This window comes from Pseudomonas sp. NPDC085632, from assembly GCF_044541255.1.
In the GTDB taxonomy this organism is placed as follows: domain Bacteria; phylum Pseudomonadota; class Gammaproteobacteria; order Pseudomonadales; family Pseudomonadaceae; genus Aquipseudomonas.
In genome coordinates this window covers 46618-68459 of record NZ_JBITSX010000012.1, presented here as the reverse complement: position 1 = coordinate 68459, position 21842 = coordinate 46618, and the positions used below count along the sequence as shown (strand labels likewise).

Annotated in this window: 15 protein-coding genes; 13 read left to right on the top strand and 2 right to left on the bottom strand. The window is 60.2% G+C overall.

The features are described 5' to 3' along the window. Positions 1–4 precede the first annotated feature (4 nt). Positions 5–1978 carry a MacB family efflux pump subunit gene (locus tag ACIF4X_RS11685; RefSeq protein WP_397482238.1) on the bottom strand — a complete coding sequence of 658 codons (1974 nt, stop codon included), beginning with the start codon at positions 1976–1978 and terminating at the stop codon, positions 5–7. Beyond that, entirely contained in the window at positions 1979–3142 is a 1164-nt protein-coding gene (locus ACIF4X_RS11680) for an efflux RND transporter periplasmic adaptor subunit (protein WP_007913371.1), read from the bottom strand. Between the two features lie 321 nt (positions 3143–3463). Between ACIF4X_RS11680 and ACIF4X_RS11675 the strand changes: the two genes are divergently transcribed. From ACIF4X_RS11675 to ACIF4X_RS11615, 13 genes are all read left to right on the top strand, one after another. After that, the gene (locus ACIF4X_RS11675) at positions 3464–3946 is read left to right on the top strand and encodes a sigma-70 family RNA polymerase sigma factor (RefSeq protein WP_042704912.1); all 483 of its coding nucleotides are present in this window, start codon (positions 3464–3466) and stop codon (positions 3944–3946) included. Between the two features lie 131 nt (positions 3947–4077). After that, positions 4078–5412 (top strand): lysine N(6)-hydroxylase/L-ornithine N(5)-oxygenase family protein, encoded by a 1335-nt coding sequence (locus ACIF4X_RS11670; protein ID WP_397482237.1) that lies wholly within the window; start codon positions 4078–4080, stop codon positions 5410–5412. 576 nt (positions 5413–5988) lie between these two features. Then, positions 5989–8688 carry a magnesium-translocating P-type ATPase gene (mgtA, locus tag ACIF4X_RS11665; RefSeq protein ID WP_397482236.1) on the top strand — a complete coding sequence of 900 codons (2700 nt, stop codon included), beginning with the start codon at positions 5989–5991 and terminating at the stop codon, positions 8686–8688. Positions 8689–8823: 135 nt separating this feature from the next. Then, the gene (locus ACIF4X_RS11660; RefSeq protein ID WP_007913384.1) at positions 8824–9540 is read left to right on the top strand and encodes an MgtC/SapB family protein; all 717 of its coding nucleotides are present in this window, start codon (positions 8824–8826) and stop codon (positions 9538–9540) included. Between the two features lie 313 nt (positions 9541–9853). Further along, complete coding sequence (locus ACIF4X_RS11655) at positions 9854–10387, top strand: fimbrial protein (RefSeq protein WP_397482235.1); 534 nt, start codon at positions 9854–9856, stop codon at positions 10385–10387. A gap of 114 nt (positions 10388–10501) precedes the next feature. Further along, positions 10502–12916, top strand: coding sequence for a fimbria/pilus outer membrane usher protein (locus ACIF4X_RS11650; protein ID WP_397482234.1), 2415 nt, complete (start codon positions 10502–10504; stop codon positions 12914–12916). 30 nt (positions 12917–12946) lie between these two features. Next, positions 12947–13681 carry a molecular chaperone gene (locus tag ACIF4X_RS11645; protein WP_397482233.1) on the top strand — a complete coding sequence of 245 codons (735 nt, stop codon included), beginning with the start codon at positions 12947–12949 and terminating at the stop codon, positions 13679–13681. Then, entirely contained in the window at positions 13678–14700 is a 1023-nt protein-coding gene (locus tag ACIF4X_RS11640; protein WP_397482232.1) for a fimbrial protein, read from the top strand. The genes ACIF4X_RS11645 and ACIF4X_RS11640 overlap by 4 nt, the downstream gene beginning before the upstream one ends. 115 nt (positions 14701–14815) lie before the next feature. Next, entirely contained in the window at positions 14816–16003 is a 1188-nt protein-coding gene (locus tag ACIF4X_RS11635) for an EAL domain-containing protein (protein WP_397482231.1), read from the top strand. Between the two features lie 150 nt (positions 16004–16153). Next, on the top strand, positions 16154–16780 hold the full coding sequence (locus ACIF4X_RS11630) for a response regulator (RefSeq protein WP_397482230.1): 627 nt from the start codon (positions 16154–16156) through the stop codon (positions 16778–16780). Next, a complete protein-coding gene (locus ACIF4X_RS11625) occupies positions 16781–20416 on the top strand; it encodes a transporter substrate-binding domain-containing protein (protein ID WP_397482229.1) in 3636 nt (1211 codons plus the stop codon). 130 nt (positions 20417–20546) lie between these two features. After that, positions 20547–20960 carry a DUF4398 domain-containing protein gene (locus tag ACIF4X_RS11620; RefSeq protein WP_397482228.1) on the top strand — a complete coding sequence of 138 codons (414 nt, stop codon included), beginning with the start codon at positions 20547–20549 and terminating at the stop codon, positions 20958–20960. Between the two features lie 10 nt (positions 20961–20970). Further along, complete coding sequence (locus ACIF4X_RS11615) at positions 20971–21744, top strand: OmpA family protein (protein WP_397482227.1); 774 nt, start codon at positions 20971–20973, stop codon at positions 21742–21744. The last annotated feature ends 98 nt before the right edge of the window (positions 21745–21842 follow it).

Here is a 21842-nt window from a genome sequence, read left to right as displayed (position 1 = left end):
TCGATCATTCACTGGTAAGGGCCGTGACCGGGTCGAGCCGGGCAGCCTTGCGGGCAGGCATGAAGCCGAAGAGGACGCCGGTGACCAGTGCGCAGGCGAAGGCGCCGATCACGGCCAGCCACTGAAATGCGATCGCTACGCCGCTGAATAACAGGACGCCGCCGACCAGCATCGCCAGGCTGATGCCGGCAATGCCGCCGACCACCGAGAGCATCACCGCTTCAGTGAGAAACTGGCGCAGGATGTCACGCTGTCGGGCGCCCGTGGCCATGCGAATACCGATTTCCCGGGTGCGTTCGCGCACGGTCATGAGCATGATGTTCATCACGCCGATGCCGCCGACCAGCAACGAGATCGCAGCAATGGCGCCGAGCATCAGCGACAGTGTGCCTTGCGTGCGCGCTTCAGCCTGGATCATCGCGGCATTGTTGGTCAGTTCGAAATCCTTCTTGCCGTTGTGCCGGCGCAGCATTGCCTGTTCGATCGCCTGCTCGGCGTCTTTGACTTTGCGTGCATCCTTGGCGGCGATTACCACGTACTCCGGATTACGGCTGCCGAACAGGCGTGTGCTGGCTGCCGAGTAGGGTACGGCGATGCGATTGTCGCTGTCGGAATCGCCCGAGCTTGAGCCCTTTTCCGCCAGAACACCGAGCACCTGAAACGGTACGTTTTCGATCAGGATGTATTGGCCAATCGGGTCGGCGACATCCTTGAGCAGTTTATCGCGCACCTTGGTACCGATCACGGCGACGGCGGCGGCGCTGTCTTCATCGGCTTGGCTGAAGTAGCTGCCCTGGACCACCGGCCAATTGAAAATGATTGGAAAATTGGTGTCGTTGCCACCGACGTAACTGGTGTGGTCGGCATTGCCGAAACGCACGCCGGCGGTCGAACCGTTGACCGGCATGATGCGTTCAACCTGGGGCAGGGCGGCCAGCTCGGCGACGTCGTCGAGGGTGATGATGCCCGGTGGCGTGCGCGGGTTGGGAGCGGCGCCGCTGAGGTAAATGATGTTGGAGCCGAACGCGCCCATCTGTGCCATCACCTGGCGTTTGCTGCCTTCGCCCACCGCCAGCATCACCACCACCGAGGCCACACCGATGACGATCCCCAGCAGTGTCAGCGCGGTGCGAAAGCGGTTGATCCACATGACTCGCCACGCCGCTTGCACGGCGTCGACCAGCTCACCTTTCCACGCGCCGGTCTGGGTGCTGCCGGTGCTCAGGCGCTGGCGCAGATCCACTGCTTGCAAGGCGCCGGGGTTGGCGCTGCGGGGCGGGGCTGACGGGTGTTCGGCGGTGTCGCTGATGATCAGGCCGTCACGAATCTCGATGACGCGTTTGGCACGCTGCGCGACTTCGCGGTCGTGGGTGATGAGAATCACCACATGGCCCTGACCGGCGAGTTCGTCGAGCAGGGTCATGACCTCGGCGCCGCTGTGGCTGTCGAGGGCGCCGGTGGGTTCGTCGGCGAGGATGATGTGGCCACCGTTCATCAACGCCCGGGCAATCGAGACCCGTTGTTGCTGACCACCCGAAAGCTGATGCGGGCGGTTGCCGGTGCGGCTGCCCAGGCCGAGCCGCTCCAGCAAGGCACTGGCGCGGGCGTGACGTTCGGCGGCCGGGGTGCCGGCATAGATGGCCGGCATCTCGACGTTTTCCTGGGCGGAGCCGGAGGGGATCAGGTGATAACCCTGGAACACAAAACCGAACGCTTCGCGGCGCAGCCAGGCCAGTTCATCGGTGTCGAGTCGGGCGACGTCTTCACCGGCAAAACGGTATTCACCGCTGGTAGGGCGGTCGAGGCAGCCGAGGATATTCATCAATGTCGACTTGCCGGAGCCGGATGCGCCGACGATGGCGACGAACTCGCCAGCATGAATCGACAGGTCGATGCCGCGTAATACTTCCACCAGCGGGCTGTCATTGCCGCCGTAGGATTTGCGGATCTGCCGCAGGTCAATCAGTGGGGTTTGCATTCAACCTCCGCTGCCGGTGGCCGGCGCGCTGAGGATGTGATCGCCTTCGACCAGGCCTTCAAGCACTTGTGTGCGCAAGCGGTCGCTGATGCCGGTGCGCACGTCACGCGCCTGGACTTCGCCGTTGGCGGCGACGATCTGCGCCCGTTGCCACTGCGGGCGTGAGCCGGGTTGCAGGGCGGCGGTCGGCACGGTGAGGGTGTCTTGTGCTTGTTGCGCAACGAAGAACACCTGCGCGGTCATGTCGGTCATCAGGCTGTTGTCGGCGTTGTCGACGTCGAGCAACACGGTGTAGAGCACCACGCGTTCGCTGCCGCTGCGACCGCTGGTGGGGCTGCCACCCTGGTTCTGTTCGAGGGGGCGCGGCGGTACCGGCAGAATCTGCCGCACCGTGCTGCTCCAGCGCCGGCTGCCGCCGCTGAGGGTGGTGAAGTAGGCGGTCATGCCGGGTTTGACGTGGCCGATGTCCGCTTCGGAAACCTCGGCCCACACGGTCATTGGCGAGAGCCGGGCGATGCGCAGGATCAGCGGGGTTTGCTGTTGCGCATTGAGCGTCTGGCCTTCGCGGGCGCCGACGGCGACGACCGTGCCGCTCATCGGTGCATAAATGCGCGTGTAACCGAGCTCCGCTTCGTCACTGCGCAGGCTGGCCTGGGCCTGACGGATCTGCGCCTGGAACATGTCGATGCGTGCCTGTGTCGCGCGGACTTCGGCGCGGGCCGTCTGCACGTCTTCCTCACGGGTGGCGCCACCGGCGGCGAGCTTCTGCTGGCGCTGGTATTTCTGTTGCGCAAGGTCGTGCTGGGCGCGTTGCTCCTGCAGCTGCGCCTTGAGGTTCTCGATGGAAAACCGCCCGGCATCGAGTTTGGCCTTCTGCGTGGAGGGGTCGATCTCCACCAGTAATTGGCCTTCCTTGACCGTATCGCCAGCCTCGACATGAATCTTCTGAATTTGCCCGGATGCTTGCGCACCAACGTCCACATAACGGCGTGGCTGCAGCGTGCCTAATGCGGTCACGCTGTTTTCGATACTGCTGCGCGTCACCTGCACCGTGGCGAGGGCGTCACGCCCGGGGGGCAGGACTTGCCACGCGGCAACGGCGATCACGGGAATCAGACAAAGGGCGGCGAACAAGGCGCGTCGGGCGGGGCGGGGACGTTTCATGCAGGGTTCCGGCCAGTGGGTTCGGCCCGTCATTCGGCAATTACACAGGCGTGCAGGGGCGCTGAACGCTGTCGCATGGCACGACAGATACGGGGAGCTGTCCTGTAAACGATGAATGCACAAGGGAATTTAGGCGCTCAAACATCATGTAACAGGTGTTCGGGCAGGACTATTTGGTCGGGATGTGGAATCAGCTCTTTAAATCTATATGAGAATTACTATAAATTACGCACCTCAAGTTGCCACTATCTTGCTACTGCGTATTCCGTGGCCGGATCAGTGTGCTCAAGGACAGGAACTGCATCGATGCGGTCGGGAGTCATGTTGGAAAACTACTATCGCGAGCTGGTGTGTTTCCTGAACGCCAAGCTGGGCAACCGTCAGGTGGCCGAAGATGTGGTGCATGACGCTTATGTGCGGGTGCTGGAGCGTTCCAGCGACACGCCGATCGAACAACCGCGAGCGTTCCTTTATCGCACAGCGTTGAATCTGGTCATCGACGATCATCGACGCAACGCCTTGCGCCAGGTCGAATCACTTGATGTGCTGGACAGTGAAGAGCGCTATTTCACCCCGTCGCCCCATGGCACCCTTGATCATGGTCAACGTCTGGAAATGCTCCAGCGCGCGCTGGCCGAGTTGCCGCCGCGCTGCCGTGAAAGTTTTCTGCTGCGCAAGATCGAAGGGCTGTCCCATCCGGAAATTGCCGAGCACCTCGGGATTTCCAAGGCGTTGGTGGAAAAGCACATCGTCAACGCCATGAAACATTGCCGCTTGCGGATCAAGCAGTGGGATGCCCATTGATCCTTGCTGGTTAAATTTCTCTTCATCGTCCTCGTTCCTACTCAACAGACGACCTGCTGACCTGATTCAGGCCGGTCAGGCCACCCAGGCTTTATCCCCGCGTTGAGGGGTTACTCCAGAGGACACTGGAAATGACACAGGCAATTGCAACGCCCATCGTTCACGACCTGATCGGCGTCGGTTTCGGCCCTTCGAACCTGGCGCTGGCCATCGCTCTGCAAGAGCGCGGCCCGACCCAGGGCGAGCTGGATGTGCTGTTTCTCGACAAGCAGGCCAACTACAGCTGGCACGGCAATACCCTGTCGACGCAGAGCGAGTTGCAGATTTCCTTCCTCAAGGATCTGGTGACCCTGCGCAATCCGACCAGCCCATACTCGTTCGTCAATTACCTTAAGTACCACGGTCGTCTGGTCGACTTCATCAACCTCGGCACCTTCTATCCGTGCCGCATGGAGTACAACGATTACCTGCGCTGGGTCGCCGGACAGTTCACCGAACAGAGCCGTTACGGCGAAGAAGTGCTGACCATCGAGCCGGTGCTGCACAACCATCAGGTTGAAGCACTGCGGGTGATTTCCCGTGGCAGCGATGGCCTGCAACATGTACGGACGACCCGTTCGGTGGTGGTCAGCGCTGGCGGCACACCGCGCATTCCGGAGGCGTTCAAGGCGCTGAAGGGCGACACCCGCGTGTTCCACCACTCGCAGTATTTGTCGCAAATGGCCAAGCAGCCGTGCGTGAACAATCAGCCTATGAGTATCGCAATTATCGGTGGCGGGCAGAGCGCGGCGGAAGCGTTCATCGACCTGAACGATTCGTTCCCGTCGGTGCAGGTCGACATGATCCTGCGCGGTTCGGCCCTGAAGCCGGCGGACGACAGCCCGTTCGTCAACGAAGTGTTCTCGCCGGAGTTCACCGATCTGGTGTTCCAGCAGAACAGCGCCGAGCGTGAGCGGCTGGTCAACGAGTACCACAACACCAACTACTCGGTGGTCGACATCGACCTGATCGAGCGCATCTACGGCATCTTCTATCGCCAGAAGGTGTCCGGGATTGCCCGTCACGCGTTCCGCACCCTGACCACCGTCGAAAGCGCGACCGCGACCGCCAATGGCATTGAACTGGCCGTGCGCAATAACGCCACCGGCGAAGTGACCGTGCGCAACTACGACGCCGTTGTTCTGGCCACCGGTTACGAGCGCCAGATGCACCGCAAACTGCTGGCGCCGCTGGAAGAGTATCTGGGTGACTTCGAGGTGGATCGCAACTACAAACTGATCACCGACGAGCGTTGCAAAGCCGGCATCTACATGCAGGGCTTCTGCCAGGCCAGCCATGGTCTGAGCGACACGTTGTTGTCGGTGCTGCCGATTCGTGCGGACGAGATCGCCGGCTCGCTGTATGAACATGGCAAGCATCGCGGACATCGTTCGATGGCGGATCTGTTGTTGGCAACTGCCAGCTAACGCCGATTTCCAGGCCAGATCGTTCCCACGCTCTGCGTGGGAATGCAGCCCGGGACGCTCCGCGTCCCTATCGAAGGCCGAACGCGGAGCGTCCGTTGAGGCATTCCCACGCAGAGCGTGGGAACGATCATCCTGAACCCTTCCTGAACACCCGCCACATTCCCCGACACACCTCCTTTTGCAGGTTTACTCTCCAATCATCGGGGCGTAAGCTTCGCGCGTTTTCATCAATAGCGGAGACCCACAGTGGGTACTTGTTCGAGTGACAGTTGTCGGCCGGTCTCGGTAACCGGCAGATTCTCGGCAAGATAACGCGCAGACTTTCTCTGTCGTTGTCTCGCCGTAAAAGCGAGCAGCGGCATCCCGTGCATGGCCCGTCCTGGGTCATGGCTAGACGTCCTTCTCATCGACGCTGAACAGAGCGTGATTGCGACTTCATTGTTGTGATCGCAGCCCTATCGACACGCCTGTCTTTTCTGACTGGCGCGCCAAGCCTTGCCGTGCCGGTTTTTCCGGCGCACGAGGCGCGGCCGTACCTGCTTGACGGTTTCCCGGCTGACCATAGGGGCAACAGCCATGAAACTTACGCTCAAGGAATTTTTCGCAGGTTTCCTGCGGACCCGCCACATCGCCCGGCACTTCCGTCGTCTGGCGCTGCTGGAATCGATCAACGACACCACGGTCAGCCGTGAAGTCCCACCCACTTTGGCCAACACTCTGGTCGATGCCGCGCATTGCGACACCGCTGGTTTACTGTCGTCACTCGGCACGCATTCCGATGGTCTGACCGATTTCGAAGTCGATGCGCTGCGTGCGCAGTACGGCCTCAACGAGGTCGAACACGAACAGCTGCTGCCATGGTGGACTCACCTGTGGCACTGCTACAAAAACCCGTTCAACCTGCTGCTGACCCTGTTGGCGGTGATCTCGTGGCTGACCGAAGACCTCAAGGCCGCCGTGGTGATTTTCTCCATGGTGGTGCTGTCGACGCTGCTGCGCTTCTGGCAGGAAAGCAAATCCAATCAGGCCGCCGACGCACTCAAAGCCATGGTCAGCAACACCGCCACGGTAATGCGCCGTGACGCGCCGCGCAGCGAATTGCCGATCAAACAATTGGTGCCGGGCGATCTGATCGTGCTCTCGGCCGGTGACATGATTCCGGCCGATTGCCGGGTGCTTAGCGCCAAGGACCTGTTCGTCAGTCAGGCAGCGATGACTGGCGAATCGATGCCGGTGGAAAAATTCCCGCGTCAGGCCGATCGCGACACGCGCAATCCGCTGGAGCTGGAAAACATCCTGTTCATGGGCACCAACGTCGTGTCCGGTACTGCAGTGGCAGTCATCCTGACCACGGGCAACAGCACTTATTTCGGTGCGCTGGCGCAACGGGTTGGCGCAACCGATCGCGCAGTGACTTCGTTCCAGCAAGGCGTCAACAAAGTCAGCTGGCTGTTGATCCGTTTCATGTTCGTCATGGCGCCGCTGGTGCTGTTCATCAACGGTTTCACCAAGGGTGACTGGACTGAAGCACTGCTGTTCGCGCTGTCGATTGCCGTCGGCCTGACCCCGGAAATGCTGCCGATGATCGTCACCTCGACGCTGGCCAAAGGCGCGGTGTTTCTGTCGCGTAAAAAAGTCATCGTCAAACGCCTCGATGCGATCCAGAACTTTGGCGCCATGGACGTACTGTGCACCGACAAGACCGGCACGCTGACCCAGGACAAGATCTTCCTCGCGCGCAATGTCGACGTCTGGGGCCAGGACTCCGACGACGTGCTGGAAATGGCCTATCTGAACAGCTACTACCAGACCGGCCTGAAAAACCTGCTGGATGTCGCGGTACTGGAACACGTGGAAATCCACCGCGAACTGAAAGTCGGTACGGCGTTTCGCAAGGTCGACGAGATCCCGTTCGACTTCAATCGTCGGCGCATGTCGGTGGTGGTCGAAGGGCGAGGCCAGCCGCATCAACTGATCTGCAAAGGGGCCGTGGAAGAAGTGTTGGCGGTGTGCAGCCGCGTGCGTCATGGCGATATCGATGAAGCCTTGAGCGATGAATTGCTGACCAGGATTCGTCAGGTCACCGCAGCATTCAACGCTGAAGGCTTGCGCGTGGTGGCCGTGGCCGCTCGCTCGATGCCCGAAGGTCGCGAAGTTTATAGCCTGGCCGATGAGCAGGAACTGACGCTGATCGGTTACGTGGCGTTTCTCGATCCACCGAAGGAAAGCACCGCGCCCGCGCTGAGGGCATTGGCCGAACATGGCGTGGCGGTGAAAGTGCTGACTGGCGACAACGAGCTGGTGACCGCGAAGATCTGCCGCGAAGTGGGGCTTGCGCAACAAGGCCTGCTGCTGGGCAATGACGTCGAGCGCATGAGTGACGCCGAACTGGCAGTGGCGGTAGAAAAAACCAACGTCTTCGCCAAACTGACGCCGTCGCACAAGGAGCGCATCGTGCGCATCCTCAAGGGCAACGGGCATGTGGTCGGGTTCATGGGCGACGGCATCAACGATGCACCCGCGCTGCGCACCGCCGACATCGGTATTTCCGTGGACAGCGCGGTGGACATCGCCAAGGAAGCGGCCGACATCATCCTTCTGGAAAAGAGCCTGATGGTGCTGGAGGAGGGCGTGCTCGAAGGGCGGCGCACCTTCGCCAACATGCTCAAGTACATCAAGATGACCGCCAGTTCCAACTTCGGCAACGTGTTCTCGGTGCTGGTCGCCAGTGCGTTTATTCCGTTCCTGCCAATGCTGCCGATGCACCTGCTGGTGCAGAACCTGCTCTACGACATTTCGCAGATCGCCATTCCGTTCGATAACGTCGACGAGGACATGCTGAAAAAACCGCAACGCTGGCAGCCGGGCGATGTCGGGCGCTTCATGCTGTTCTTCGGCCCGATCAGTTCGATCTTCGACATCACCACGTTCGCCTTGATGTGGTACGTATTCGATGCCAACACCCCGGATCACCAGACGCTGTTCCAGTCCGGCTGGTTCGTGGTCGGGTTGCTGACCCAGACGCTGATCGTGCACATGATCCGCACGCCGAAGATTCCGTTCCTGCAAAGCCGTGCAGCCACGCCGCTGCTGGTGATGACCGGGATCATCATGGCGGTCGGCATCTTCCTGCCGATGGGGCCCCTGGCGCACTACTTCAAACTGCAGGCGCTGCCTTCGATGTACTTCGTGTTTCTGCCGGTGATTCTGCTGGCGTACATGGCGCTGACCCAGGCGGTGAAAGGTTTCTACATCCGCCGGTTCGGCTGGCAATAACAGCAGGATTGCTCTCCCCTGTAGGAGCTGCCGCAGGCTGCGATCTTTTGATCTTGTCTTTTAAAAACAAAATCAAAAGATCGCAGCCTGCGGCAGCTCCTACAGGGGGATTTGTGTGTATTCAAGGAAATGACTATGCAAGCCATCAACAACCTCAACCTCGATTCGCTCCTCGATACCCTCGTCAGCCTCAGCGCCGCGTTCATCCTCGGCGGCCTGATCGGTTTCGAGCGCCAATACCGGCAACGCACCGCCGGCCTGCGCACCAACGTACTGGTCGCCGTCGGCGCGGCGATTTTCGTCGACATGGCCAACCGTCTCGCCGGTGCCGAAGGCGCAGTGCGCGTGGTTGCCTACGTGGTCTCCGGCATCGGCTTTCTCGGCGCCGGGGTGATCATGCGTGAAGAGGGCAACGTGCGCGGCCTCAACACCGCCGCGACCCTGTGGACTTCGGCGGCGGTCGGCGCCTGTGCCGGTGCCGATCTGCTTGCCGAAGCGGTACTCGGCACATTGTTCATCCTCGCCGCCAACACCTTGCTGCGGCCTATCGTCAACAACATCAACCGCCAGCCACTGGACGTGGTCTCGGCGGAAGTCACCAACATCGTCTACGTCATCGCCCGACGCTCACAGCAAACCGCCGTGTTCGCCTTGCTTGAAGCCGAGCTTGAGCGCAGCAACTACCCGGCCAGCGATGTCGATGTGCATGCGTTCGGCGCCGATGAAATCGAAATTGAAGCGACGCTGGCGACAACGTCGGTCGATGGCGATGAACTCGACGCACTGGTGGCGCGAATTTCCACGTCGGCGCTGGTGGTGCAGGCGTTCTGGAGTCCGAGTACCACGGAATGATATTTCTCGGTTGCTGAGAATTGTCCTACAAGGCGGCAAGAAAGAACTTACATTTTCACCCTTGGGTCTCGATCACTATTTGTTCCGGAGCAGAGATGCCCGGCGTTCTGATTACTTGTTACGGATTTACGGCTGTGCAACGGATACCTGGAAAGTTCGGCAAGGAAAGGCCGGATATATGGGGGGGACCATCGGTTGCAAAGTTCGTGAGGAAGTTTGTTCGCAGCTGCGAATAAACCTGTTGCCGCGCATGAGTGATTGGGAAAGCCCGGCCGCTGGGCCGAATAAATAACTATCCCAAGAGATGTGAATAATGAAAAAGTTCGTCGCTGTTACCGCCGCTACCGTTGTCATGGGTCTTACTTCTTTCGCCAACGCTGCAACGCCGGCCTCCGGCAACCCTGGCACCGTGCGTTTCATTGGTGAAATCGTATCCGGCGCCTGCGGTATCGACGCCAGCTCTCTGGACCAGACCGTTTCCCTGGGTCAGGTGCCATCGAATCAATTCACCGCCATCGGCAGCCGTTCGACCCCGGTCAAGTTCGACATCATCCTGACCGACTGCGACACCACCACCCAGAAGAACGCGCGCTTCACCTTCAGCGGTGTGCAGGATCCAGCGGTTCCAGGCCTGTTCGCCACCACCGGTCTGGCGCAGAACGTCGGCATCCGTCTGCAGGCCAGTGCTGGCGAAATGCTCGACAACGGCACCGAGCAAGTCGCTCCGGTTGTGCTGCAAAACGGCAACAACACCGTGACCTTCGCCGCCATGTATGAAGCCACCGCTGCGACCGTCACCACCGGTGAAGCAGACAGCGTTGCCAACTTCACCGTGGCCTACAACTGATACCGCGGTATCGCACGTTGTAAGAAAAAGGGGTGAAAACCCCTTTTTTCTTTTCCGTCAAAGTTCTGATAAAGGCTATTTACCGTGTACGGCCGAAAACTTTTCGTGTCTTGCGTGTTGATCTCCTGTGCGCGTTATTCAAACGCCGTGGAGTTCAATTCGGAGTTCCTGAATATCGATAAAAGCGACGATATCAGTCTCGGACAGTTTGCCCATGCCCAATACACCGTGCCTGGCCGTTACTTGCTGGACATTACCGTTAACCAGCGTTACTTCGGCTCGCGCTCGATCGAGTTCAAGGGCGGTGACAAGCCGGATGAAAGTTACGCCTGTCTGCCCGCAGATCTGGTAGCGACCTTCGGTCTCAAACCTGCATTGCTGAACAGCCTGCCGCGTCTGGCTGAGGGTCAATGCGTGGATATGCGCGGCATTGAAAATGCTTCGATCAAGTACATGAAAAACCTTGGGCGCCTGTCGATCAGCCTGCCGCAGGCCACCTTCGAATACGACGACCCCAACTACATTCCGCCCGCCGCCTGGAGCGACGGGCTCAACGGCGCACTGCTCGATTACCGAGTGATCGCCAATAGCCGCGAAACCAATACGCCGTCCGGCGATTCGCGTTCACTACAGAGCTACGGCACGGCCGGGATCAATCTCGATGCCTGGCGCATCCGCGCCGATTATCAGGCGCGCCAGGAGTCCGGTAGCCAGAGCCATGATCCTCACGGCGAAGCGTTCCAGTTGAACCGTTTGTATGCCTATCGGGCGTTGCCATCGATTCGTTCGAAGCTGTCGGTGGGCGAGGATTATCTGAACTCCGACGTGTTCGACACCTTCGCCCTGCGCGGTGCGACCCTGAGCAGCGATGACCGCATGTTGCCGCCGAACCTGCGCGGGTATGCGCCGTTGATCAGTGGATTGGCGCGCACCAACGCGACCGTCACCGTGTCCCAACAGGGCCGCGTGTTGTACTCGACCACGGTAACGCCGGGCGCCTTCAGCATTCAGGATCTCAACAGCAGCGTGCAAGGCACCCTGGACGTGACCGTGCGCGAAGAGGACGGCACCGAGCAGACGTTCACCGTGGCCACCGCCGCCGTGCCGTTTTTGTCCCGGGAAGGTGAGTTGCGCTACAAGGTGTCCGCCGGTCAGCCGCGCCTGACTGGCAACGGCGGCACTGAGCCCGAGTTCGTGGCGACGGAGGCGGCCTACGGTCTGGCGAAAGACTGGACGGTGTACGGCGGCCTGCTCGGCGCTGCGGGTTACCAGTCCAACGCGATCGGTATCGGCAAGGATCTCGGCGTCTTCGGCGCGGTGTCGGGGGACGTCACCACCTCCCGGGCCAAACTGCGCTGGAGCGGTGAAACCGTGGTCGGCAACTCTTACCGGATCAACTATTCCAAGCTTTTTGATGCCATTGGCACCGACTTGCGTTTTTTGGGCTATCGCTTTTCCGACAAGACCTTCACCAACTTTTCGCAGTTTGTCGGCGATGCCGATTCCTATGCGCTGAACTCGGGCAAACAGCGTTATTCGGTGACCGTGGCCAAGCATTTTTCCTGGTTGTCGACGAGCTTCTCTTACGACCACTCGACCTATTGGGATGCGCCCGCCGCCGATCGTTTCGGGTTGACCGTGGCGCGCAGTTTCTCCCTAGGCAACGTCAAGAACATCAACGTCAACGTCTCGGCCTACCAGACCCAGAACAGCCGACAGAACGACTCGCAGATCTATCTTGGCGTGACAGTGCCACTGGGCGGCAACTCGATGCTGTCGAGCAATCTGCAGCGTTCGGGGTCCGGCAATTCCTCAGCCAGTGTCGGATATAGCCATGACGACGGCGAAGGCGTGAATTATCAGGTGTATGGCGGCGTCGGCGACAACCGCTACGTCAACGCCTATGTCGGCAAACGTGCGTCGAGTTACCGCGCCAATGCCTCGGCCTCCACCGATGGCAGCACCTATCGCTCGCTGACCGGCGAACTCGACAGCTCGCTGGTCGCCACCCGTTACGGCGTCTCGGCCCATGGCAACGGCACCAACGGCGATACCCGCTTGCTGGTGTCCACCGACGGCGTGCCGGACGTGGCCTTCACCGGCCAGACCCGCACCAACCGCGACGGCTATGCGGTGATGGATGGCTTGCCGTCGTTTCAGGCTTATGAGGCTCGGGTCAACGTCGAAAAGCTGCCGCTCAACACCGAAGTCTCCAATCCGATCCAGCGTCTGGCGCTGACCGAGGGCGCCATCGGCTACGTGAACTTTTCCACCGGTCAGGGCCATAACGCGTTTGTCGTGTTGACGCGCACCGACGGTAAACCGGTGCCGTTCGGCGCATCGGTGCAAGACAAGAACACCAACAAGGAAGTGGGCATCGTCGGCGAGGCGGGCGTCACTTATCTGTTGGGCATCAAGGCAGGGGCTGAACTGGTAGCGCGTTGGGATGACGCCGGCCAATGCAGTCTGGCCAAACTCCCTGAGGAGGACGTGGTGACCAATGTCGCCAAGCCTGCTCAGTGTCTGTAACCGCGTCTTCCAATGAATCCGGAGTCACCCATGTCTCGTCTCAATGTATTTACCGCTCATCGTCTGTGGCTGGCCGTCGGCCTTTGTCTGCCGCTGCTGGCCAGCGCCGCTGTGGTGCCGGATCGCACCCGTCTGGTGTTCGAAGAAAGTGCGCCGTCCGTCAGCGTCACGGTCAGCAACAAGAACCCGCAATTGCCGTTCATTGTGCAGTCGTGGATCGAGAACGAGAGCGGCCAGAAAGTCACGTCGCCGTTCATGGTCTTGCCACCGCTGCAACGTATCGAACCAAACGAAAGCAGCGTGCTGCGTATCGTCAAACTGCCCGAGCTGGCGCTGCCCGCGGATCGCGAGTCGGTGTTCTATCTGAACATTCGCGAGATTCCCCCGAAGAGCCAGGCAGTCAATTCGATGCAGATTGCCTTGCAGTCGAAGATCAAATTGTTCTATCGCCCAGCAGCGGTGAAGCGTGAGCGTGGTGAAGACCTCGCGCTGGGCCTGAAGCTGAAAATCGACCCGGCAGCGAAACAGCTGATTGTCGATAACCCGACGCCGTTTCACATCACCGTGGTGGGGCTGCTGGCCGGTCCGGAAAAAACCAGAATGCCGATCGACACGGTGATGATCGCGCCACGCGGCAATGCGCGGTTTGCCTTGAGCAACACGTCATTCAATACGTTGCGGGTGTCGAACATGAATGACTTCGGTGGCCAGTCCGACACGCTGTTCAACTGCGTGGCGAACGTCTGCAAGGGTGTGAAACCGTGAGGCTGCGCACGGCGCTGACCCGGCTGACGGTGGCGGCGCTGCTGATGATGGTTTCCCAATTCGCTTCGGCGATGGCCTGTAAAGCGCTGGACGGCAGCAGCAGTCTGAGCGAATACATCGGCCCGGTGTCGGTGCCGGACACGGTGCCGGACGGCACGATCATCTGGCGCTCGAAAACTCATGTGGTGCCGGCCGATTGCTGGAAAGCCTTCGATATCCACTTTAGAGAGGACGATCCGATCTATTTCTACGGCAACCCGGCGGGTCTCAACGCCACGCCGTGGGGCATCGAATTCGGCCTGGTCTATCGCGGCGTGACGGCCTGGGACGGTGACTGGAGTTCCAATCCGACGCAAGGCGTGAACAGCGGTTTCATTTCCCGGGGTTGCCCGGAGGCAACCAGCGATGCCGACATGGCTGCCTGCTCGCGGGTGACGCCAAGCATTGCCTTTCAGGTGGTGATCCGCAAGCGTGGGCTGTTGCCGTTGCAGCGCCCTTCGCAAGACACTTACGACGTCTTTCAGTTCGACGGCCTCTATGGCTTGAATGGCGGACCGGGCAATCCGTTCGGCAACTTTCGTTTTCAACTGTCGGGGCTGCAGAACATTGTCGGCACCGCGTGCACGGTCGATGTCACGGTGACACCGGAGCCGGGCATCGTCGATTTTGGCGTGATTCAGAAAACCACCACCGGTTTCTCGCCACCCAATCCGACCCGGCCCTTCAGCCTCGCGCTGGAAAAGAAGTGCAGCAGTGCAATCAACATCGGTGCGACGTTTGTTACCGCCAACCAGCAAGGGCTTTACAACATTCTGCCGACGGCGGGCAGCCAGTTCGGCATTCAGGTGCGCGATGCCCACAACAATCTGGTGCAGGTCAACGAGCCGTTTCCTTTGGCGAACTTTCCGGCGGACGTCAGCCATATCGATGTGCCGTTCAGCGCGTCGGTGGTGTCACTGGGCGATCCCGAGGTCGGACCGTTCGAAGCGATCATGGTGGTGCAGATTGTTTACTACTGATGACGCCGCAGTTCCTGGGAAATTTCCTACATGGGCGCAGGATAAGTCCTGCGTTCAACCCTGCTGGCGCAGGCCACTATCCCGTCTCCCGGGTCAATTGAGTGATTAAAGGAAGATGACCTCCCCACGTATTCTGGTGCTGGAAAATCATGAGTTTGCCCGCAACGTGCTGGTCAGGATGTTGCAACGCCTGAGCGTGTGTGACGTGCTGCAGGCGCCGGATGCCGAGCAGGCCATGGTGCAGATGCACCTGCAGGGCGGGGTCGATATCGTGATCTGTGACCTCACTGACCGGGGCCTCGATTGCCTGGAATTTCTGCGTGTCGCCAGCCACAGCGGCATGGTGCGCGCGGTGCTGCTGTGCAGTGAGCTGCCGCCGGAGCTGGCGCGTACCCTGGGGCAAATGGCCTCGCTGGCGGGGCTGCAATTGCTCGGGGTGCTAAGCCGGCCGGTGCAACTGCGGGCGTTGAACCGCCTGTTGTATCGCTATAAACACGGGCGGATTCCGCCGGTACTGGCGCCACCGAGCAAAGAGTTGCCCCACGAAGATGAAGTGCGGCGCGGGCTGGCGCTGGGTGAGTTTCGGGCGTGGTTTCAACCGCAGTTTCAATTGCACAGCGGTGCGGTGATCGGAGTGGAGGCGCTGGTGCGTTGGCAGCACCCCGCGCGCGGGACGCTGTTGCCTTGCGACTTTCTCTCCGCCGTGCTGGCGTATGACCTGACCGACCAGATGTTCAAACAGTTGCTCGAGCAGGGTCTGAACCTGCTGGGCATTTTGCGTCATCGCGGTGTGGCGTTGCAGTTGGCGTTCAACCTGCATGCCTCGCAACTGACCCACAGCGCCCTGGTGGAACACATCAAACGGGCGCTGGAGCGGCACGGATTCAACGGTTCGGTGCTGATGCTCGAACTGGCGGAGAACGGTTTGCTCGATTGCCCACCCGGGACTCAGGAGAATCTGCTGCGTTTGCGCCTGCTCGGCTGCGGATTAGCGGTCGACGATTTTGGCGTGGGGTTTTCCTCGCTGAAGCTGATGTGCCAGTTGCCGTTCACCCAGATAAAACTCGATGGGCGTTTTGTCCAGCACCTCGATCGTCAACGCAACCGGGCGATGGTCGCCAGCACGCGGGTACTGGCCCGCTCGTTGGGAATGGAGCTGGTGATCGAAGGCATCAGCAGTCCGAAGGTGCTTGAGCATTTGCGTGAACTGGAATGCGAAAGAGGGCAGGGCTATTACCTGGCCCGGCCCATGAACGGCCACGACCTGCTGCAATGGCTGGAGAAGCCTGAGGGCGAGCGCTGATCGTTGCGTGACGTTGTGCGGAATTTTTCAAGAATTTTCCTACACTCCGATGGTGCTCGTGTATGTTCGGCACGTGGATCATCTGGACTGCTGTCCCATTGTTGTTTGTGGCGTTGCCAAGTAGTTGATCAACGTCTTACAGGGGTTTTTATGCTTAAAGCGATCATCGTGGACGATCACCCGTTCATACGCTCTGCGGTCAAGATGCTGTTGAAACAGGAACATTTCGAAGTCGTCGCCGAGGCGGACAATGGCGCCGATGCTGTGCAACAGGCCCGCGAGCACGCCCCTGACCTGATCATTCTCGACATCGCCATGCCCAAGCTCGATGGCCTGGAGGTGATCTCGCGTATCCGTGCGCTGAACCTGTCCTGCAAGATCCTCGTGTTGACGTCGCAGTCGGCGCAGTTCTATTCCATGCGCTGCATGAAGGCTGGCGCGGCCGGGTACATGTCGAAAACCAACGACCTCGACGAGTTGATCAAAGCCATCAAGGTGGTGATGGACGGCTACACTTTTTTCCCTAATCTGGCCAGCAGCTCGGTGCGCCGCAGCGATGCCCAGGCCACCGATGTGGAACTGATCCAGAGCCTGTCTGACCGCGAGTTGACCATTCTGCAGCAACTGGCCAAGGGTTTGAGCAACAAGGAAATCGGCGAAGCCATGCTGTTGAGCAACAAAACCGTCAGCACCTACAAGACGCGACTGATCGAAAAACTCAACGTCAAGTCAGTGGTGTACCTCGCTGATTTCGCCAAGCGCAACAATCTGCTCTAGATGATTATTTTCGTCAGGAATGGCCTTGCCGGCCTGCTGCTGTTCGGCTCGATGGCGTTGTCGCCGGTGATGGCAGCCGCGCAGCCCGACACGCTGCAGTTGCTCGGTCGCTCGGACGTCGCCGAGTACGCGGTGTCGCTGGATGAACCGGACTGGGGCTGGTTGCGCCGCAAAGGACGCTTGTTGCTTGGCGACAGCAGCCCCGATTATTCGCCTTTCGCGATTACCGGCAACGGCAATGACTATGAAGGCCTGACGGCCGATTACGCCCAGTTGATCGAGCAATTGCTGCACGTCGACGTCGAGGTGCGGCGCTACGCCTCGCGTGGTGATTTGCTGGCTGCGCTGAAGAGTGGCCAGATTGATATGATCGGCACCGCCAACGGCTTTGAAGCCGCGGATCCGGAATTGGCGCTCTCTGCGCCATACGCCGACGATAATCCCACGCTGGTGACGCGCGTTGAGGAGAGCTACAACCTGCCGGAGGACCTGGCGGGCAAACGGGTGGCGATGCTCTATCACTACCTGCCGCCGGACACGGTCAAGGCGTTTTACCCCGACGCGCAAGTGCAGTTGTATCCCTCGACGCTGACGGCCATCGGTGCCGTGGCGTTTGGTCAGGCTGACGTCTATCTGGGGGACTTGCTCAGCTCCAATTACCTGATCAAGAAGAACTACCTCAACAACGTTCAGCTCAGCGACTTTTCGCGCATGGAAACCCAGCCCTTCAGTTTTGCCGTGACCCGGGAAAACGAGCGCTTGTTGCGCATCGTGGATGCGGCGTTAGCGGTCATTCCCGCTGAAGAGCGCATGAGCATCCGGCGGCGCTGGAGTGTCGGTGGCGTAGCCATTCCCGGGCAGCACCGGCTGCACTTCAGCGTCAAGGAACAGCGCTGGCTGGATCATCACCCGCGAATCAAAGTCGCGATCAACGAGAATTTTCTGCCATTGACCTTTGTCGATGAAGCCGGAAAGTTTCGCGGCATCAGTGCTGATGTGCTTGCCAAGATCAGCCTGCGCACGGGGCTGCAATTCGATATACAGCGTGTTGAGTCGGTGGGCGAGCTGATCGGTGAGGTGACCAGCGGCAAGGCCGACATGCTGGCGGCGTTCACGCCGAGCACCGAGCGCGAGGGTGAATTGCGCTTTACCCGGCCGTACCTGATCAACCCGTTCGTGCTGGTCACTCGCCGTGGCGGCGAACCGATGACGCTGGATCAGATGGCGGGCAAGCGCCTGGCGCTGATCAGCGGCAACATTCTGCGCGAGTACCTCATCGAGCAATACCCCAAGGTACAACTGGTGCCGGCAGGCAACGCCGCCGAGGCCATGGAGATGGTCGCGCTGGGCAAGGCCGACGGCGCGATCAATTCGCTGGTCAGTGCGCGCTATTTGATCTCGCGTCAGTACCGCGACACATTGCAGGTCACCAGCACGGTCGGCACCCAGCCTGCACGCATCGCACTGGCCACCAATCGCGGTGCGCTGGAGCTGTACTCGATCCTCGACAAGGCCCTGTTGAGCATCAGCCCGGAAGAAATGGACGAGTTGACCAACCGCTGGCGCAGCGAAGTGGTGGTGGACGACAGTTACTGGTTACGCAATCGCGCGATGATCATCCAGGGTTTCGTGATCGCCGGGGTATTGCTGCTGGTGGCGCTGGGCTGGATTGCCTATCTGCGTCTGTTGATGCGCAAGCGCCGGCAGGCGGAAATCGCGCTGAATGATCAGATGGAATTCATGCGCGTGCTGATCGACGGCACGCCGCATCCGATTTACGTGCGCGATCGCGAAGGCCGCCTGGTGATCTGCAACAGCGGTTACCTGCAAGTGTTTGGCACCGAACGCGAAGCGGTGATCGGCCAGCGGGTGACGGACGGCGTGCTCAGCGACCGGCAGCAGGCGCAGACCTTCCACAATGATTACCTGCAAGTGATGGATGACGGCTTGCCAAGCATCCAGGATCGCAGCCTTAATCTGGCGGACGGCCGCGCGCTGACGATTTACCACTGGATGCTGCCGTATCGCGACAGCGACGGTACAGTCGCCGGCATGATCGCAGGCTGGATCGATGTCAGCGAGCGCCAGCACCTGTTGCAGGAACTGCAAATCGCCAAAGACGTCGCCGATGATGCGAACCGGGCCAAAACCACTTTTCTGGCGTCCATGAGCCACGAAATCCGCACGCCGATGAACGCTATCATTGGCATGCTCGAACTGGCGCTGAAGAAAGCCGATCAAGGCGTGCTCGATCGCTTCGCCGTCGAGGTGGCGTCGGGCGCCGCGCGGGGTTTGCTGGATTTGATTGGAGACATCCTCGACATTGCGCGCATCGAGTCCGGCCGCTTGTCGCTGGCCCCGGAGCGCGCCAATCTGCGGGAGCTGGTGGAATCGGTTGCGCGGATTTTTGAAGGTCTGGCACGGCAGAAACAACTGCGTCTGCAACTGGATCTGGACGCCCTGAGCAATGTCGATGTGTTGATTGATCCACTGCGCTTCAAACAAGTGCTGTCGAACCTGTTGAGCAATGCGATCAAGTTCACGGACACCGGGCAAGTGATGTTGAGCGTGCAGGTCGAGGTCAGCAACGATGAGCGGCTGAACCTGCGCCTGCGGGTCAAGGACAGTGGTCGCGGCATCTCGGCGGCGGATCAGGCGCAATTGTTCAGTCCGTTTGCCCAGGCCGGCAATCATGGGCAGTCGGCCCGCAGCGGTTCCGGGCTGGGCCTGATGATCAGCCGCACGCTATGCGAAATGATGGGCGGCAGCCTCACGTTGAGCAGTGAATTGGGGCAGGGCACGCAGATCGAGGTGCTGTTGAGTCTGCCGACGCTTGATCCTTTGAGCGTCGCGCCGGAGCAGCAAAGCGAGGTGCTGTCGAGCCAACACAGCTTGAATATTCTGGTCATCGACGATTACCCGGCCAACCGTCTGTTGTTGTCGCAACAACTGAGTTATCTGGGGCATCGGGTGACGGATGCCGAGGACGGTGCGCACGGCTTGCGCGCCTGGCGCAAACAGAGCTTCGACGTGGTCATAACCGACTGCAACATGCCGATCATGAATGGCTACGAGTTCGCGCGGGCGATCCGTGATGAAGAGGCTGCGCGAGGTTTGCCGCGCAGCCTGGTGCTGGGATTCACCGCCAATGCCCTGGCCGAAGAAAAGGATCGTTGCGCCGAGGCCGGCATGGACGATTGCCTGTTCAAACCGATCAGCCTGAAAGATCTGAATCTGCGCCTGGCTAGCGTGGTGCCGCGGCCGCGGTCGTCATCCGAAGAGCAGGACGACGTTGCTGCTTGCGGCGACATCGATCTGGGCAGTCTTGAACAATTGACACGTGGCGACCGTGCTTCGATCAACAGTCTGTTGGGCGATCTGGCCACCAGCAATGCGCAGGACATGGCCCAACTGATGCGCCTGTTTACCCAGCACGACATGCCCGGGCTCGCCAATCTGGCCCATCGGGTCAAGGGCGGCGCGCGCATTATCAAGGCGCAAACCCTGATCCAGGCCTGTGAAGCACTGGAGGTCGCCAGCGAAGGGCTCGACACGCAGGTGCTCACCGCAGCGGTGGATGCCTTGCAGCAATCAATGGAGCGTTTGGCGGAGCAACTGGACGAGCGCCTGGCGTAACAAACTATTTCCAGTTTCCCTGTCTTTCTTGCGAATTTTCCTACATTCGTCATTGCCCCTCTGTCGCTAACGTGCGGTGGTCTCGGCGTACAGCCGAGCTCACTTCACTGGTTAACATTTGGAGCTGTTGATGACCCTTCCACGTATGTCTTCCCGTGCACGACTGGCCGTCTGTGGACTGGCCGTCGCTGCCGCGTTGAGTGCCTGTGCCAGCGCGCCGATTCCGGAACAGCAGATCAGCTTGTCCAAGGACGCGGTCAACCGTGCGGTCTCGGCCGAAGCGACGCAGTACGCCCCGCTGGAAATGAAGGCCGCGCAAGACAAGATGTTCGAGATGGAACGCGCCCTTGGCGAAAAAAACTACCCGCAAGCCAAGTTGTTGGCCGAGCAGATCGAAGCCGATGCCAACCTCGCCGAGCGTAAATCGCGCGCGGTGAAATGGCAGAAGCAATTGACTGACGCGCGCAACGGCATTCAGGTGCTCAAGCAGGAAATGCTGCAAGACCCGGTCACCGGTTTCAACCCGCCCGCCAGCGCTCTATAAGGACCTGCCCATGCCAAATTTCAAACTGTTGCCCGCCGCTTCGCTGATCGCCGTGATGCTTGCCGGTTGCGCCACGCCGCCTGAAAATCCGCAACTGCTGCAAGCCCGCGAGCAGTTCAGCGCGCTGCAAAGCAAGCCCGAGTCCAACACGCTGGCGGCCATTGAAACCAAATCTGCGTTTACCGCGCTGAATGCGGCCGATCAGGCCTCGCAGAAGGATCGCAAAGCTGCGCAGATCGATCAGCTGGCGTATCTGGCCAGCCAGAAAATCGCCTTGGCCGAGCAAACCATTGCCGGTCGTCAGGCGGAAGCCGGGCTGAAAAAAATCGATGCCGAGCGCACGCAGGTGCAACTTGATGTGCGCACCCAGCAGTTGAAAGCGCTGCAAGCGATGAAGGCAAAACAGACCGATCGTGGTCAGGTCGTGACCTTTGGTGACGTGTTGTTCGACACCGGCAAGGCTGACCTGAAATACGGCAGCCAGCGGCAGTTTCAGCAACTGGCCGACTTCCTCAATGACAACCCGGAGCGCAAGGTGCGGGTCGAAGGATTCACCGATGATGTCGGCAGCGAAGGGACCAATCAGCGACTGTCCGAGCGTCGTGCCGCCTCGGTGGCTCGGGCGCTATCGAAGCTGGGTGTCGATCCCCAGCGCATTCTGACCCAGGGTTACGGCGAGGAGTATGCGGTTGCCGATAACGGTAATGCGGCCGGTCGGCAGCAGAACCGCCGGGTCGAAGTGATTGTGTCGAACGGCGCCGCCGCCGTGGACGCCCGTCACTGATTCCTTGGGTGCCAGCCGCTCACCCGCAATGGCTGAGCGGCTATTCAAGTGTGACGAGAGTGGGAAATTTCCTACAAACAAAAGGAAATTTCCTGCTC

What these genes read in the sequence shown, in the direction of transcription:
- ACIF4X_RS11685 (WP_397482238.1), bottom strand. Translation starts at nt 1,978, where the DNA reads ATGCAAACCCCACTGATTGACCTGCGGCAGATCCGCAAATCCTACGGC.
- ACIF4X_RS11680 (WP_007913371.1), bottom strand. Translation starts at nt 3,142, where the DNA reads ATGAAACGTCCCCGCCCCGCCCGACGCGCCTTGTTCGCCGCCCTTTGT.
- ACIF4X_RS11675 (WP_042704912.1), top strand. Translation starts at nt 3,464, where the DNA reads ATGTTGGAAAACTACTATCGCGAGCTGGTGTGTTTCCTGAACGCCAAG.
- ACIF4X_RS11670 (WP_397482237.1), top strand. Translation starts at nt 4,078, where the DNA reads ATGACACAGGCAATTGCAACGCCCATCGTTCACGACCTGATCGGCGTC.
- mgtA (WP_397482236.1), top strand. Translation starts at nt 5,989, where the DNA reads ATGAAACTTACGCTCAAGGAATTTTTCGCAGGTTTCCTGCGGACCCGC.
- ACIF4X_RS11660 (WP_007913384.1), top strand. Translation starts at nt 8,824, where the DNA reads ATGCAAGCCATCAACAACCTCAACCTCGATTCGCTCCTCGATACCCTC.
- ACIF4X_RS11655 (WP_397482235.1), top strand. Translation starts at nt 9,854, where the DNA reads ATGAAAAAGTTCGTCGCTGTTACCGCCGCTACCGTTGTCATGGGTCTT.
- ACIF4X_RS11645 (WP_397482233.1), top strand. Translation starts at nt 12,947, where the DNA reads ATGTCTCGTCTCAATGTATTTACCGCTCATCGTCTGTGGCTGGCCGTC.
- ACIF4X_RS11635 (WP_397482231.1), top strand. Translation starts at nt 14,816, where the DNA reads ATGACCTCCCCACGTATTCTGGTGCTGGAAAATCATGAGTTTGCCCGC.
- ACIF4X_RS11630 (WP_397482230.1), top strand. Translation starts at nt 16,154, where the DNA reads ATGCTTAAAGCGATCATCGTGGACGATCACCCGTTCATACGCTCTGCG.
- ACIF4X_RS11625 (WP_397482229.1), top strand. Translation starts at nt 16,781, where the DNA reads ATGATTATTTTCGTCAGGAATGGCCTTGCCGGCCTGCTGCTGTTCGGC.
- ACIF4X_RS11620 (WP_397482228.1), top strand. Translation starts at nt 20,547, where the DNA reads ATGACCCTTCCACGTATGTCTTCCCGTGCACGACTGGCCGTCTGTGGA.
- ACIF4X_RS11615 (WP_397482227.1), top strand. Translation starts at nt 20,971, where the DNA reads ATGCCAAATTTCAAACTGTTGCCCGCCGCTTCGCTGATCGCCGTGATG.